Origin of the sequence: Neisseria montereyensis (genome assembly GCF_024834045.1) — a bacterium.
GTDB classification, from domain to species: domain Bacteria; phylum Pseudomonadota; class Gammaproteobacteria; order Burkholderiales; family Neisseriaceae; genus Neisseria; species Neisseria montereyensis.
Map to the genome: position 1 here is coordinate 20279 of NZ_JANUXW010000008.1, position 15688 is coordinate 35966.

General features: G+C 46.8%; 15 protein-coding genes. 6 read left to right on the plus strand and 9 right to left on the minus strand.

Translation table 11 applies throughout. The features are described from left to right. Positions 1–52: 52 nt before the first annotated feature. Complete coding sequence (locus NXS09_RS08435) at positions 53–292, plus strand: hypothetical protein (protein WP_259292108.1); 240 nt, start codon at positions 53–55, stop codon at positions 290–292. Between the two features lie 103 nt (positions 293–395). Here the strand turns inward: NXS09_RS08435 and NXS09_RS08440 are convergent, their stop codons facing one another. Beyond that, the gene (locus tag NXS09_RS08440; RefSeq protein ID WP_259292109.1) at positions 396–1949 is read right to left on the minus strand and encodes an AmpG family muropeptide MFS transporter; all 1554 of its coding nucleotides are present in this window, start codon (positions 1947–1949) and stop codon (positions 396–398) included. A gap of 374 nt (positions 1950–2323) precedes the next feature. Between NXS09_RS08440 and NXS09_RS08445 the strand changes: the two genes are divergently transcribed. The 3 genes from NXS09_RS08445 to NXS09_RS08455 are packed head-to-tail and all read left to right on the plus strand — an operon-like array spanning position 2324 to position 4324. Then, positions 2324–2647: a LapA family protein gene (locus NXS09_RS08445; protein WP_259292110.1), complete on the plus strand. Its 324-nt coding sequence runs from the start codon at positions 2324–2326 to the stop codon at positions 2645–2647. Between the two features lie 6 nt (positions 2648–2653). Next, on the plus strand, positions 2654–3823 hold the full coding sequence (gene lapB, locus NXS09_RS08450) for a lipopolysaccharide assembly protein LapB (protein WP_259292111.1): 1170 nt from the start codon (positions 2654–2656) through the stop codon (positions 3821–3823). 6 nt (positions 3824–3829) lie between these two features. Then, on the plus strand, positions 3830–4324 hold the full coding sequence (locus NXS09_RS08455) for a DMP19 family protein (RefSeq protein WP_259292112.1): 495 nt from the start codon (positions 3830–3832) through the stop codon (positions 4322–4324). Positions 4325–4408: 84 nt separating this feature from the next. Here NXS09_RS08455 and rsmG read toward each other — a convergent pair whose 3' ends face one another. From rsmG to dapA, 4 genes are all read right to left on the minus strand, one after another. Continuing rightward, entirely contained in the window at positions 4409–5038 is a 630-nt protein-coding gene (rsmG, locus tag NXS09_RS08460; RefSeq protein ID WP_259292113.1) for a 16S rRNA (guanine(527)-N(7))-methyltransferase RsmG, read from the minus strand. A 126-nt stretch (positions 5039–5164) separates the two neighbouring features. Further along, a complete protein-coding gene (locus NXS09_RS08465) occupies positions 5165–7684 on the minus strand; it encodes a TonB-dependent receptor plug domain-containing protein (RefSeq protein ID WP_259292114.1) in 2520 nt (839 codons plus the stop codon). A 315-nt stretch (positions 7685–7999) separates the two neighbouring features. Continuing rightward, positions 8000–9133: an NlpB/DapX family lipoprotein gene (locus NXS09_RS08470; protein ID WP_259292115.1), complete on the minus strand. Its 1134-nt coding sequence runs from the start codon at positions 9131–9133 to the stop codon at positions 8000–8002. Positions 9134–9157: 24 nt separating this feature from the next. Further along, positions 9158–10033 carry a 4-hydroxy-tetrahydrodipicolinate synthase gene (gene dapA / locus NXS09_RS08475; protein ID WP_259292188.1) on the minus strand — a complete coding sequence of 292 codons (876 nt, stop codon included), beginning with the start codon at positions 10031–10033 and terminating at the stop codon, positions 9158–9160. Between the two features lie 382 nt (positions 10034–10415). Between dapA and NXS09_RS08480 the strand changes: the two genes are divergently transcribed. Beyond that, positions 10416–11807, plus strand: coding sequence for a nucleobase:cation symporter-2 family protein (locus NXS09_RS08480; protein ID WP_259292116.1), 1392 nt, complete (start codon positions 10416–10418; stop codon positions 11805–11807). 103 nt (positions 11808–11910) lie between these two features. On the opposite strand, the gene NXS09_RS08485 is transcribed toward NXS09_RS08480, so the two are convergent. The 3 genes from NXS09_RS08485 to lspA form a co-directional block, all read right to left on the minus strand. Further along, on the minus strand, positions 11911–12117 hold the full coding sequence (locus NXS09_RS08485; RefSeq protein WP_259292117.1) for a hypothetical protein: 207 nt from the start codon (positions 12115–12117) through the stop codon (positions 11911–11913). 74 nt (positions 12118–12191) lie between these two features. After that, on the minus strand, positions 12192–13130 hold the full coding sequence (gene ispH, locus NXS09_RS08490) for a 4-hydroxy-3-methylbut-2-enyl diphosphate reductase (RefSeq protein WP_259292118.1): 939 nt from the start codon (positions 13128–13130) through the stop codon (positions 12192–12194). 22 nt (positions 13131–13152) lie between these two features. Continuing rightward, positions 13153–13659: a signal peptidase II gene (gene lspA, locus NXS09_RS08495; RefSeq protein ID WP_259292119.1), complete on the minus strand. Its 507-nt coding sequence runs from the start codon at positions 13657–13659 to the stop codon at positions 13153–13155. Between the two features lie 221 nt (positions 13660–13880). On the opposite strand from lspA, the gene NXS09_RS08500 reads away from it, so the two are divergent. Next, positions 13881–14657, plus strand: a complete 777-nt coding sequence (locus tag NXS09_RS08500) for a ferredoxin--NADP reductase (protein WP_259292120.1) — start codon at positions 13881–13883, stop codon at positions 14655–14657. Between the two features lie 157 nt (positions 14658–14814). On the opposite strand, the gene NXS09_RS08505 is transcribed toward NXS09_RS08500, so the two are convergent. Next, complete coding sequence (locus NXS09_RS08505) at positions 14815–15663, minus strand: DNA adenine methylase (protein ID WP_259292121.1); 849 nt, start codon at positions 15661–15663, stop codon at positions 14815–14817. Positions 15664–15688 lie beyond the last annotated feature (25 nt).

Sequence of the window (15688 nt, forward strand, 5' to 3'; positions counted from 1 at the left end):
ACTAAGGCCGTCTGAAAACAGACTAGATAAAAAGTTAGGTTGGATCACCTATATGCAAATAAATATTCAAAATACTTATCGTCATTGGAAAATATTATTACTTATCGGCTTCGGTATATCTTTGGTGTTTGACTTGCTGCATTGGTTTGCCGGATTCGACGGCATACCGATTAGCGATGGTTTTTCCTTAAGTAGGCATGGAATAAGCGGGGGTATCTCGGCCTTGTTGTATTTCCTGTATATCCACCTGAAAAAAGAGCCGGAATCCGTAAAACAAGGTAAGTGCATCTAGGCAGAATGATTTGTCTATTGATTGCGGTATTCTGATGATTAGATTTGAACTTATGGCCGTCTGAAACGTTTTCAGACGGCCTGTTTCGATATATTTTGGGGTTTTATGGTTTTTCTCTACCGGCTTCGGCGGGTGTTTTTCCAAACAAACGTTTTTCCGCCCAATATACCAAGATTAGTACGGGTACGCCGAGCAGGGTGGTTAGGGTGAAAAAGCCGGGGTAGCCGATTTTATCGACCATTGCCCCTGAATAGCCGCCTAATGTTTTGGGCAGTAAGGTCATCAGCGAACTGAAAATAGCATATTGAACGGCGGTAAAACGGATATTGGTTAAAGCCGATAAAAACGCAATAAAGACCGCGCCGGCCAAACCGGAAGCGAGATTGTCGAAGCCGACCGCCAAATACATAAAAGCGACATCATGGCCGCGATAGGCCAGCACGACAAACAGCAGATTGGTGATGGAAGCCAAGACCGCTCCGGCCATCATCATTTTCATCAATGCAAACTTTTGCGACAGCAGGCCGCCCAAGAAACCACCGGCAACCGCCATTACCACGCCGAATGTTTTCACGGCGGCGGCAATTTCTTCTTTGCTAAACCCCATATCCTGATAAAACACATTGGAAATCACCCCGGCAACAATATCCGAAATACGGTAAACGCCGATGAGTGCGAGCAGTAATAGGGCGGATTCGCCGTAGCGCTTGAAAAAATCGGTAATCGGATGAATCCAAGTGTCAACAGCCAATTGTTTCGGTACCAAACCGCTTTTCACAATACCGCTGCCAATCAGTGCGGCGGCGATAACGGCGCTACATAGTCGTAATGCTTCCCATAAAAGCCCCGATATCGGGCTCGCCGTTTCCGGCAGCATACGGCCTACTTGTGCGAACACCGCCACAAAACCGCCTACCGAAACAACAAACAGAAACACCAGCCGCAGATTGTCGGCAGTCGGGCGCGATATATTCCGTATATCGGATACCGGCGGTTCGCGCATCAACAGCGTAGTCAGCACGCCGATGCCCATAACCCCCGCCATAATGAAATAAGTTTGCTGCCAAGCCCGATAAACATAAGCTTGTTCGTGTGAACCGAGCATAGCGGCTAAAAACAGCGCACCGGCACCGGCAACTATCATCCCCAGCCGATAGCCGGCATTGTAAGTAGCGGCGGTAACCGACTGCATCGCCACATTATCGGCGGCCGCTTCGATACGGTAAGCATCAATCACCACATCTTGTGTGGCGGAAGAAAAGCCCAGCAATACCGCCCCTGCGGCCATATAGGCCAGCGCGGTATCGTTAACAGGGTCAACCAACGCCATGCAGCAAATAGCCGCAATCACCGCCAACTGAGACCATAGCAGCCAGCCGCGCCGTTTGCCCAATACCCGTGTGAGTAGGGGTAGCGGTAGCGAGTCAATCAGTGGCGCCCACACGAATTTAAACGAATAGGCCAATGCCGCCCAACTGAACATGGTAACGGTACTGCGGTCGACACCGGCTTCGCGCAGCCATAACGACAGGCTGGAAAAAATCAACAGAATCGGAATACCGGCGGAAAAGCCGAGAAAGAATAATGTGATGGCACGGCGGTCGCCATAAGCGCCTATGGCCGAAAGCCAAGTTTTTTTAGAAGGGTTTTGCGCCATAATCAACAATCAAACCGCATTGCGGCAGTTTTAAGAAAACGAAAAGCGATATTGTATCAATGAAGTATGGAGGCCGTCTGAAAAGATTTATTTCAGACGGCCTAAAACCGAATAGACAAAGCAATAGGGTATGTATATCAAGCATGGAATTCCAGCGTTGCGGTATGGTAATTTAATGATTTTAAAGGTGTACTTCGTTATATGGCTTATATTGGCCGATGAGTTTCGGGTTTGAGGCAGAGTATCCGACATATCGGGGAAACCATGCATATATACACGAAAACAGTTAAATCGTTTAAACTGTTAAATTAATCGGATGCCGCTGATAGGTATCCGGCCGCTAACTTTTAGAGAATAAAGAATCGGAGAATTTGATGAAAATTATTTCCGGCATTATCAAATTACTTATTTTATTGATTTTGTTATTGCTGGCTATCAGCAATACCCAACAGGTAGCATTTTTCTATTTACCGGCACAAGGCATCAATACGCCTTTAATCGTCGTTTTATTCGGCGCGTTTGTGGTGGGTGCGATTTTCGGCGTATTCGCATTATTCGGCCGTTTGCTGACTCTGCGCGGTGAAAATAACCGTTTGCGTGCTGAAGTGAAAAAAACTGCCCGCCTGACCGAACAGGATTTATTGGTGCCGCACAATCCTGCCGCCAACACGACCATGCCGACCGAACACAAGGAATAAGTCTGCATGGAAACCGAAATCTGGATGTTGCTGTTGCCGATTATTTTATTACCGGTATTTTTTGCTATGGGTTGGTTTGCCGCACGGGTGGATATGAAAACCGTATTGAAGCAGGCCAAATCCGTGCCCAGCGGTTTTTATAAAAGCCTTGATGCCTTAGTGGATAGAAAAACCGGCAAAGCCGCACGGGAATTGGCAGAGGTGATTGATCAACAGCCGCAATCTTATGATTTGAACCTGACTTTAGGTAAGCTGTACCGCCAGCGCGGTGAGAATGATAAGGCCATCCACATGCATCAGGCTTTGCTTGATTCGCCCGATACCGTGGGCGATAAGCGTGAGCGGGTGTTGTTTGAGTTGGGGCAGAATTACCAAAGTGCCGGATTGGTAGACCGTGCCGAGCAGATTTTTTTGAATTTGCAAAACGGCAATATGGCCAAAGAAGCACGGCAGGTTTTATTGGGCATTTACCAACAAGACCGCGATTGGGAAAAAGCCATTGAAATGGCGCAATTGTTGAGCCACGACGAGCGCACCTATCAGTTTGAAACTGCGCAATTCTATTGCGAACTGGCGCAGGCTGCCCTGTTTCGTTCCGATTTTGAAGCGGCATGCGGATATGCGCATAAGGCGTTGGATATCAATAAAAAATGTACCCGTGCCAATATGATTTTGGGTGATGTCGAACAGAAGCAGGGCAATTTCGGTGCCGCTATTGATGCCTATACCGCCATCGAAAAGCAAAACCACGAATATCTGAGCATGGTCGGCGAGCGCTTGTATGATGCCTATGATGCTTTGGGCAAACCGCGTGAGGGTTTGAATATTTTAATTGGTTATATGAAAACCTTTCCCCAGCTGGACTTAATCAATGTGATTTATGAAAAATCCTTGTTGCTGGAAGGAGAAAGCCAAGCGGCGCAAACGGCCGTTGAGTTGGTGCGCCAGAAGCCCGATTTAAGCGGTGTATACCGTTTGCTCGGTTTGCAATTGAGCGAATTGAATCCCGAATGGAAAGCCGATGCCGATATGATGCGTTCGGTTATCGGGCGGCAATTGCAAAAATCGGTGATGTACCGTTGCCGCAACTGCCATTTTAAATCGCAAGTGTTTTTCTGGCATTGCCCGGCGTGCAACAAATGGGAAACGTTTACCCCCAACCGTATCGAGGTGTAGGTTTGTATGGCTGAACAGATAATCGATTTAAACAGCTTGGATCCGCAAAACCCTGCCGAGTTTCTTTATACTTTGGCAGCGGCTTATATCGAATACAGCGAAGCGCACGGGATGGATGCGCTTAATGACGAACAGCATACCCTGCTGGCGTATTGCTATCTCGACAGCCAAGTGCAGGAAGGCGGATTTTTGCAGCTGATTGCCGCAGGCTATGGCGAATATATTTTTATGAACCCCGTGGCAGACAGTTTGCGCCGCTGGCGTATCAAACCGACCCCAAAGGTGATAGATAAAGCAAAAGCCCTTTATCTTAAGTATGGTGAAGCCATAGAAAAGCTGGCCGAGCAAGATAAGCCGTTGGATGAAATCCGAGCGCAGTTTGATGTATTTGAAGAAGCAGACGGTGATTATTACGAAGCGGCTGATGAAGACTTAGCTGCCGCTGTTGAATATGTGCTGGCGAATCAGGAAAAGTTTGTTGCGGTCGGTCATCGTGCATAGTAATGAAACGCTTTATTTACAAGATGATTAAAGGCCGTCTGAAAATAATCTTTCAGACGGCCTTTAATATAATAGTTATCTGCTTTATGATTTCGGTTTCATAATCACCATATGCCGTTCGGCGGCCAACATAGGCACTTCGATTTTTTCTACTTTCACCACTTCAACCCAATCAGGAATATGTTCCAATTCTTCATAAGGATAAACGCCCTTCATGGCGGCCCAGTAGCCGTTGTCGTTGAGCAGATGCTTGGTTAAAGTAATAAAGTCGGCCAATTCGGCAAAGGCACGGCTGGTGACAACATCTACTTTTTTATCGTGCATCGCTTCTACCCGTCCGCCGGTAACGGTAACATTAGTTAAGCCCAATTCAATCACGGCCTGCTGTAAAAAAGAGGTTTTTTTGGTATTGGAATCTAATAAGGTGATTTGCAAATCCGGCCGACAGATAGCGGTGGGAATCCCCGGCATACCGCCGCCTGAGCCGACATCCATTAATGTTTGCGTGCCTTCGATATAAGGCAGCAGGGTGAGGCTGTCTAACACATGATGGCTAATCATGGTGGATTCGTCGCGCAGGGCGGTTAGGTTATAAGTGCTGTTCCATTTTTTTAATAGCGAAACATATTCGAGCAACAGCAATTGTTGTACGGTGGAAAGGGTGAGGCCTAGTTTGTTCAGACCTTCTTGCAATTTCTGTTTGTTATCATCCATATTGTTATTATCCTCGTTTTTCCGATTTTCAAGCAAACGTAATCTTATCTGAAAATATCCGTTTGTTGAATGAAATGTTTGAAAGGCCGTCTGAAAACTTTTCAGACGGCCTTTAAGATGGATATATTACCAAGAGTATTTGGCACCAAACCAGAACTGACGGCCTATTTTATAAGAGAGATCGCGCTTTTTCTCTTGCCATTCCGGGGTATTTATTTTTCTACCGACAATTTTACGGTTGAATACATTCAATATATCGAAATTGAGTTCTAACATTTGTGTTTTTGCCAGTGGTTTTTCCCATGAGAAATGCCAGTCGGCCAATAAAGATCTGTTGTAGCGAATCCGATCAAACTTACTCAGATTGCCGACATAGCCTTGGCAAAGGTTGGCTCTGTCGGGGGTGCAGCGGATATTTTCTTGAATGTATTCAGCATGCGGGGCGGAATAGCGCAGGCGTTGCAGCCATTTGAAATGCCATTTCGGTATGGCCAACCGGGTTTCGAGAAAAGCTGTCCACGGTTGGTTAAAGTCCATAGCCGGTAGTTGGTCGGGGTTTTTCAAAGTGCCGTCAACTATCACTTTTTTAACATTCCACTCGTCCCAGTCATAATTTTGGAAAGTGCCGATTTGATTCGAGCGGCGTTTGTTGTATTCGGCGCCGACTTGCCAATCCAGCTCTACCGCACCCAATTGCCAAGGGCGGTTTAGGCCGGCATTGAAGGTGAAAGTATCATTGTCGGCACGTCCGGTATTGCTTAAAACACGGTAGGTTAGGCCATCGTCGCCGATACGCTCTTGGGTGAGGAATTGATTTCTACTTTTACGGCGAACCCATTTAAGCTGCCATTCGCTATTGCCGATATATTGACGGATACCGAGATTGAGTTCGTCGCTATATGGGGTTTTGAGCTCGCTGGTGTCGTAGCGGGGTTCGGCCAGTTCGCGCGACGTCCACGGATCATCGATATCGAAACGGTCGAAATTTCTTTGGAAAACATAGGCGCTGCGTAGTTTATAGGTCAGCATCTCGCGGCCATAATAACGGTTGGCACCACCGATTAGATGTAGATCAGCCGCTTTAATGGGTAGGCGGTATTGGAAGGCGAATCTGGGCGCAATATCGGTATTTTTGAGAAAACCGTTATAGTCCAACCGGATACCGGGCCTTAACAGCCAGTTTTCGGTTTCGATTTGGTCTTCTAGGTATAGGGCAAGATTGTGTGTGCCAACCTTGATGTGGGCTGGGTAATTGTATGCATAGCCGGTAAAAAACTGTTCGCCGGGAATACAGTCGGTACAATCTTGGCGGTCGGTGTACGTCGAACCACTGTATATAATAGTGGGTTTTTTCCGCTCAAAGCCTTGGTTTGCATATTCGGCTTCCCAGCCTGCATTGAGGGTGTGGTTGGATTCGCCCCAGTTTAACGTGTTGAATTCAAAATTTTGTTGGATATTCCAATGATTGCCGAAAGAGCGGCTGGTGCCGATGCCGCCTCGTGCGGCTTCTTCCACTTCGGGGTGTGTCGTCCAATTGATGGATGGCGTATTGTCGCGGTAACGATAAAGGTTGTCGTGATCGTATGCCGTTTTTTCTTCGGTACGCCGATAGCTCAGTTTACTGTACATTTTGCCAAAATCGGCATCGTGTTCCCAGTCTAAGTCAACGCGCCAACCGCCGCCGCTGTTGGTAAACCGCCCGTCTTTATAGTTCGCCGGATAATATGTAGCGGAGTGGGGGGAATACATCGCAGTGGCGGAAAGAACATTGTTTTCATCGAGATAGTGTGTGCCTTTCAATAAAAACGTTTCAGCCAAGCGCTTTTGTTTGGTGTATTGGTTTAGATGTTGATGGTAAAGCGGAATGGATGACTGCTGGCGGTTATAGGCAAATAAAACAGCGGAATCTTCACCGATTGGTTGGTTCACTATCAGGTTGGATTCATGTTTCCTAAATTTGGGCTGTGTGTCGGGTGATTGTCCGGCACGGTATTCGTCGGCATAAAGCGGATCAATATAGTAATGCGTCCACTGATCTCGGGATGTCCGGTACGACAAACTTCCCGATGCTTGGGTTTTGTCGGCTTTGATTAGGTTTCCATCGACCACGCCGCCGGTAAAGCGGCCGTATTTGGCAGGAACATTGCTGTCATAAACCGATAAACGTTCTAATAAAGAAGGGCTGACCCAAAAAGCCTGTGGGTGTCCGGCAGGTAATTCGCCGGTAGTGTGAGAATTAATGGTGTCGGCATCAAGCTGGGTATCCGAGCCATTGTGTGCCGGATTGAAATTGCTGTTGTTGCCCACGCCGTCGATAGTAAATTGATTGTTATAAAATTTCTCGCCGTGAAAAGAAATATTGGGCGGCGAGATTTCACCGACACTATCGGCGGTTCCTTCGGTTTTGGAAAATTGTACGCCGGGTGTGGTTCTCAATAAGTCGTTGATCGTACTATTGCTTTTAGGATAATCGGCTAATTTTTGTTGATTCCATATCTGTTGCCCGCCGACACGGTTGGAATAACGCTTGGCCTGAACGGAAATGGTATCCATTTCCACCGTTTGTACTGCTGTTTCCGATGGATTGGCCAAAGCTACGGATGAAATAGGAAGCAGAAATGCCCAATAAGTTTTTTGATTTGCCATTTGATTCATTAGTTTTATGAATGAAATGTTATATCATAACAATTGTAAAGAGATTGTCAATAATTAGGAAGCAATATATTTACTATATGTTGATTATCTGAATAATGTCTTGTTTTCAGATACCGTGTATTTTGATCTTATTGATTGATGAGTTGGCAGATAAGAACCGCGATGATGTAATCTTTCCGGCGCTATTCGGCATATAGGGGAACACTGGCTATTGTGGTTAAAGATATAGATATTTTTATTGTATATCGTAAAGAAAAACGGCTTTCGTATATCGAAAGCCGTTTTGAGTATAGTGGATTGAATGAATCAGCGTAGTTCGGTATGCAGTCGGCTCAACCAAGTTGAGGCGTCGCGTCCCTGATAGGCAGTGCCGTCTCTGTTTAGCAAATGTAAACGGGTTCCGTTGGCCACCGGCTCTACATAAACGATTAATTCCGGTCGTTCTTGTTGTACGGGTTCGGCTGCTTTTTTTCTACCGAAGATCCGTTTGAAGAAGCCGGGTTTGGTTTCGGTAACCGCTTGGCCTTCTTGAGGGGCGGGTTGCACCAATAGCGCATGGCGTTCTGCATTTTGGCCGATAACGGTTAAGCCGATACGGTCAAGTGCCAATGCGGTACGGCGCCAGTTGCGGTCGTAGTTGCCTTGTAACAACAGGGTGTTACCTTCAATTGTAGCCAAATCGGAAGCAGTGCGTGAGGCGGCAACACTATTGCCCAGAGCTTGTTCGGCTTGTGCCGCATCTACGCCCAAATATTGCATAAAGCGGGCCAAGAAAGCAGCTTCAAGGTTCGGGTCGTTAGGGCGCGGCTGCCACATGGTGGTATCTTCTTCTTTATCGGTATATACCTCTATCATGCCTTTATGGGCAAAGAATACATCGGTTGTATTGTTTCTACCCTGTTCGACACGGACGATAAATTTATCCCGTTCACCGGTGGAGTAAATACCACCTAAGCCGACACGTTCAAACAAACGGCGCAAGCCGTCTTGCGGGATTTTGGCGCGGTTTTCTGCCCATTCGGTTTCCATTTGGCCGATAGCGGGTTCTTCCGATTGGATATTGAAGCCGTTTTCCTGCCAGAATACTTTCAACAACGGCCAGATTTCGGCAGGTTGTTTGCCGTCGATAACCAACCAGCGTTGGCTGCCGTCGCGTTCCAAATGAACGCCTTTAACGCCTTGTAGGACGGTTTGGTTGGCGGCTTGTTGTTGCGCCGTATTTCTACGGTTGAGATCGCTGGCGCGTACGGCACCGCTGCCGGCCGGAATGTTGTACATATTGCCTTGATCGGGGTTGGTGAGATCAGGCGGTACGTCAAGACTGACAATCTTGCGGGTTTGGCTTTGATAGTCCAGTTGCGGTTGTTCTTGTTTGTTGCTTGAGCAGGCTGCAAGGCTGATAAGCGCAGTGGTTAATATTACCGGCTTGATACGGTTCATACGGTTATTCCTATATTCCTATGGTTAAATCAGTTTGGCTTTTTTCAAGGCGTTATATACTTTGGCTTGGCCGTCTGAAGAAAGTTCGACAATGGGCAGGCGCACATAAGGGTTGCATTTGCCTAATTGGGAAAGTGCCCATTTGGGTGCGGCCGGGCTGGGTTCGCAAAACATAACGTCATAAACGGGAATCAATTGTTTGTTTAATAAGCGGGCCTGGGCATTATTGCCGGCAGCCGCTTCGTGGCACATATCGGCAAACTCTTTAGGCGCAACATTGGCGGCTACGCTAATCACACCGTCGCCGCCGCATAGCATAAAAGCCAATGCAGTGGGGTCGTCACCTGAATAAACGGCAAAACCTTCGGGTGCTTGGTTAATTAAGTCGGTTTCGCGGGCGATATCGCCGCTGGCTTCTTTCACCCCGATAATATTGGGGATTTCGGCCAGTCTTAAAATGGTTTCGTTGGTCATGTTCACAACGGTACGCCCGGGCACGTTGTAAAGAATCATGGGGATGGCAGTGGCTTCGGCAATGGCTTTGAAATGTTGATACATGCCTTCTTGCGAAGGTTTGTTGTAATAGGGGACGACGGAAAGCGTACAGTCCGCCCCCAAACGCTCGGCGGCTTTGGAAAGCTCGATGGCTTCGGCGGTATTGTTGGCGCCGGTGCCGGCAATAATGGGGATACGTTTATCGGCATGGCGGACGGTGGCTTCGATAACGGCCAAATGTTCTTCGACCGGTAAAGTGGCACTTTCGCCGGTTGTGCCTACGGCAACAATGGCATCGGTTCCGCTTTCTATATGCCAGTCGATAAGGGTTTTGAGTTGGTCGAAATTGACGCTGCCATCCTGATTCATTGGGGTAACCAGGGCAACCAAACTACCTTTTAACATGGTAAAGCCTTTATTTCTCAAACGTTCGGTAAAATTAGATTGATTGTAGCCTACTTTGTAATTGATGTGAAACATTGATTACAGACGGCCTGCAAAGGTTTGCAAAGGTTTTTGAGGCCGTCTGAAAGCCGATAAGCATGTTCGGATAGCCTGTTTCTATGCTGTTATGCTGAACAGGCAATGTTTTTCGGTGGTAAAGGGGTGATGAAAATTGAAGTAGGCGGCCAAATTGCTTACAATTCATGCTTACATTTTTTATCGTTTGATTACATATAACTAAACTGCCAATTGCTGATAAATCAGGGCGGATGCCTGTGTGATTGGATAGGTTTTCATATGTTTGATTCAAACCATCGAAATTTTATATGAAAAGGAATGAAATATGGCTGCTGCGCCAAACCCGAAAAACCATGATATTGATTTGGTTTACCGGTTGGAAGATAAACCGCCGTTTGCGAATGCACTTCTGAGCGCCATCACGCACTTATTGGCGATTTTTGTGCCGATGATTACGCCGGCGTTGATTGTCGGCGGGGCGTTGAAATTGCCGCCCGAGATGACGGCTTATCTGGTTTCGATGGCGATGGTGGCTTCGGGTATCGGCACGTTTCTTCAGGTGAACCGCTTCGGGCCGGTCGGGTCGGGGCTGTTGTCGATTCAGTCGGTGAACTTCTCTTTTGTCGGCGTGATGATTTCTTTGGGTTTGGGCATGCAGGAGCAGGGGCTGGACGAACATGCCATGGTGTCGGCGCTGTTGGGCGTGGCCTTTGTCGGCGCTTTTTTAGTGGCCGGTTCGGCATGGTTGCTGCCTTATCTGAAAAAAGTGATTACGCCGACGGTGAGCGGTGTGGTGGTAATGATGATTGGTTTGAGCCTGATTGGTGTGGCGATTACCGAATTCGGCGGCGGCTTTGCTGCGATGGGTAATAATACTTTCGGCTCTTGGCAGAATATCGCATTGGCGGCGTTTGTGTTGGTGGTGGTGCTGTTTTTTAACAGCCTGAAAAACCCGCTATTGCGCATGAGCGGTATTGCGGTGGGGATGATTGCCGGTTATGTGGTGGCCTTGTTTTTGGGAATGGTGGACTTTTCCGTATTAAACGATTTGCCGCTGATAACCGTGCCGGTGCCGTTTAAATACGGTTTTGATTTTCAATGGACCGCGTTTCTGGTGGCGGGATTGGTGTATCTGCTGAGTATTTTTGAAGCTGTCGGCGATTTAACGGCAACGGCAATGGTATCCGGCGAGGATTATGAGGGTGCAGTATTTCGGAAACGTTTGCGCGGCGGTGTGTTGGCAGATGGTTTGGTTTCCGTGATTGCAACGGCGCTCGGTTCGCTTCCGCTAACAACGTTTGCCCAAAACAACGGTGTGATTCAGATGACGGGTGTGGCTTCGCGCCATGTCGGTAAATACATTGCGGTGATTTTGGTGTTGTTAGGTTTGTTCCCCATAGTCGGCCGTGCTTTTACAACGATTCCGAGCCCTGTGATTGGCGGTGCGATGGTGTTGATGTTCGGCCTGATTGCCATTGCCGGTGTACGGATTATTATGACCAACGGTATTAACCGCAGGGAAGCGGTGATTGCGGCGACTTCTATCGGATTGGGTTTGGGGGTGAGCTTTAAGCCGGAAGTGTTCGCCCTGCTGCCGGTGAAAGAGCTTTTTCAAAATCCGATTTGTATGGGCGGCGTGGCAGCCTTGCTGATGAATCTGATTATGCCGCGTGATCATGGTGAAAAAGTGTATTTAACCGATGATTCGGATATTTGATTGATAGTATTGATAGTAATGAATAAGGCCGTCTGAAAATGATTTCAGACGGCCTGACATTTTAGTAAAGCTTATTCAGTTTTTAACGGGTGATGCCCGCTAATTATTGCCCACTTCGGGATTTATTCAGTTCATCTACCGTCATTTCCGGGCGCATTTCTACGCTGTCACGATGACCTTCCCGAACGCAGGCCGGATTGCCTAAACCATAACATGTTTCGGCCGATGGGCCGTTGCCATAGTATTCATCCATAACCGAGCAGGCCGATAATGATAACAATACGCTAAGACTTAAGAATAAATATTTCATTTTATTCGCCTTTATTTGAGTTGCCGGTTTTTACAGCATACTATAAAAGCGTTCATAATTCAGTAAAAAATCATTTATTCTTTACGCAATGCCTTGGGTAATACAAAAACAATGCTTTCTTCTACGCCTTCGCCTTCGCGTACGGTATCGTGTCCCCAGCTTTGAATGGTTTCAATCACTTCCTGTACCAAAACTTCCGGTGCCGACGCGCCGGCGGTTACGCCGACACGGCTTTTGTTTTCAAACCATTCGCGTTGCAGATAGCCGGCATTGTCGACCATATAAGAATCCACTCCACGCAAAGCCGCCACTTCGCGCAAACGGTTGCTGTTGGATGAGTTGGGCGAGCCGACCACAATCACAATATCGCATTCGGCAGCTAAGTCTTTGACGGCTTCCTGACGGTTGGTGGTGGCATAGCAGATATCCTCTTTATGCGGGCTGCGGATATTCGGGAAACGTGCTTGCAAAGCTTCGATAATATCGCGGGTTTCGTCCACCGATAGGGTGGTTTGGCTGACATGGGCGAGCTTATCGGGATTGCGCACATTTAAACGGGCAACATCATCCACCGTTTCGACCAACAGCATGGTATCTTTCGGCAATTGCCCCATTGTGCCTTCCACTTCGGGGTGGCCGGCATGGCCAATCATAATAATCTGATAACCCTGCGAATCTAAGCGGGAAACTTCTTTGTGTACTTTCGTGACCAGCGGGCAGGTGGCATCGAATACTTGAAAACCACGTTCGGCCGCTTCGTCCTGAACCGCTTTGGAAACGCCGTGTGCGGAATAAATCAGCGTTGCCCCTTCCGGCACATCGGCTAAATCTTCGATAAAAATAGCGCCTTTTTCGCGCAGATTGTCGACAACGAATTTATTGTGTACCACCTCGTGGCGTACATAAATCGGCGCGCCGAATTCTTCTAATGCACGCTCTACAATACTGATGGCGCGGTCCACACCGGCGCAAAAGCCGCGCGGGTTGGCTAAGATAATGGTTTTTTTTATCATAAAATTTTCATTAAACGTCTTTTCAGACGGCCTCTTGAGTTTGGGTATCGTTTTTCTTATGTTTAAAACCGTCTAAAACCAGTAGAACGGCGCCGACGCAAATAAAGCTGTCGGCAATATTAAAAGCCGGATAATACCAGTCTTTCCAATAAAATAACAAAAAATCAACAACGTGGCCGTAAACCAAACGGTCGATAACATTGCCGAACGCACCGCCGATAACCATGGCAGCACCGATTTTGCCCCATGTGCCGAAATCGTCCCGGATAATGGCGCGCGCCAGATAAAAACTGATAACGACCGCCAAAGCCAAGAAAACATATTTTTGCCAGCCGCCGGCATCGGCCAAAAAGCTGAATGCGGCACCGGTGTTGTAAACCAAAGTCAGGTCAAAAAAATCGGGGATAATATTCAGGCGTTCGGCGAATTGAAAATTTTTCAATATCGCCAGTTTGGTGATTTGGTCGAACACAATGGCAACAGCGGCCAACAGCCAGTATCGGATTTTAGAAGGTTTCTGAGTGGTCATGCGTACGTTGTGATGTGGATAACAAAAAACGCATTTTACCCGAATCACAAGGCGGCGTGGTCGATTTGCACTTTATTATTCTAAAATAATCTTACCAATCCGCTTGATTTATCCGCTTTACACGCCATGTGTTTCAGACGGCCTTTAGGTATAATCCGAACCATATGTTATCGCTGTTTATTTAAACAGGCCGTCTGAAACACTTCAAACAGGAAACCGATATGACTGCTGCACCGGAAGCCAAATACACCGAAGAAACCGTATTATGGGTAAAACACCACACCCCGAAACTGATGACTTTTGCCATTACCCGCCCCGAAGCCTACCGCTTTGCCGCCGGCCAGTTTTCGCGCTTGGGATTCCACGATGGTGAAGGCTTTATCTGGCGCGCCTATTCGGTGGTTTCTGCGGAATATGCGGATACTTTGGAATATTTTGCGGTTTTAATTGAAAACGGCCCGATGTCTGCCAAGCTGGCTGTTTTAAAAGAGGGCGATAAAATATTGTTGGACAAAACCGCGACCGGATTTTTACTACCCGAACGCTTCCCCGATGGCAAGGATTTGATTTTGCTGTGTACCGGTTCGGGCATTGCGCCGTTTTTATCGATTTTGGAACAGCCTGAAATCTGGCAGCGTTTCGAACATATCGGCTTGGCACATTCCGTTTCTTATGCCGACGAGTTGATTTTTAGCGGCCGTATTGCCGCTTTGGCCGAACACCCGCTGATTGACGAGCATTTCCACAAACTGCACTTTGTGCCTGTGGTCACACGCGAGGCTGCCGATGGCGCGCTTGGCAAACGGTTGCCGGAGTTGCTGCGAAACGGCGAACTTGCCGATGCCATGAAACTGCCGTTTACGCCGCAAGATACCCGTTTTATGGTATGCGGCAATCCCGCTATGGTGAAAGATACTTTCCAAGCCCTGATGGATATGGGCTTCGCCATGCACCGCAACCGTGTGCCGGGGCAGATTATGATGGAAAACGGGTTTTAAATTGGGAAATATAAATAATAAAAACTGCTGATATGTGTCAGCAGTTTTTATTATAGAAGCGTTCTAGTATTCCATATGTTATTTAAAATTTATATATTTTCGAATAGTTTGGAATAAATAATTACAAAGTGGATATTAAACTTTTTTATGAACCTGATTATTTCCTAGCGGGGATATTAATACTGTCGCTATAAATCATTACTTCAGAGCCTTTGGTTTTTTTATAAGCACAATAAGCTAAAAAATACTCATCTTGTCGATAATCCTTGTATATTTCTTTAATCTCATCACAATTGTCGTAGGATACAATCCAAGGTGTGTTGATTGTGGCTAATGCTTGACAGATAGCAACATGATCATCATGGTTGTAAAAATTTCGGTAAAGTCCTTGTCCTTTTACATAGTAAGGGGGGTCAAGATAGGCTAATGATTGCGGGGGCAATAAATCATCTACCTGTCCAAGCAGATCTAATGCATCTAAGTGATAAATATGGATAGATGCCGAATATTTAGCAATACGAGTAATCAAACTGGCTAAACGAACTTTATTAAAGCGTGCATCCAACTTGTATGTCCCGTTTTGAGCTTTGCCCCCGATTACGCCTGCTTTCAGGATACCGGACCGGTTTGTACGGTTGAGATAGAAAGCAGCAAAGCCATGTTCTAATGATGAATAATTATCAGGTTGGTTAAGAATATTTTTTTGATGCTCCCATTCATTAATGTTTAAAGGGGTTTGTTCAAGTAACCGCAAAAAATTATCTGTATCTTTAACCATGGAACGCCAAAAATGATAAATTGCGGGATCAGCATCATTGATATGAATGTCAGAGGCATAGCCGTTAAAAAGTAAATCCAATGCAACGCCCGCACCACCTGCAAATGGTTCTAAATAATGGCCACCTTTTAAATCATTAGCCTCAATTACTGATTTAACAAACGGTGCAAAAGCCCCTTTGCCACCGGGGTAGCGTAAAGGGGTAAGGGGTTTTGAGTGTCCGGCCATAAATTAAACTTTATTAGAAAGATTT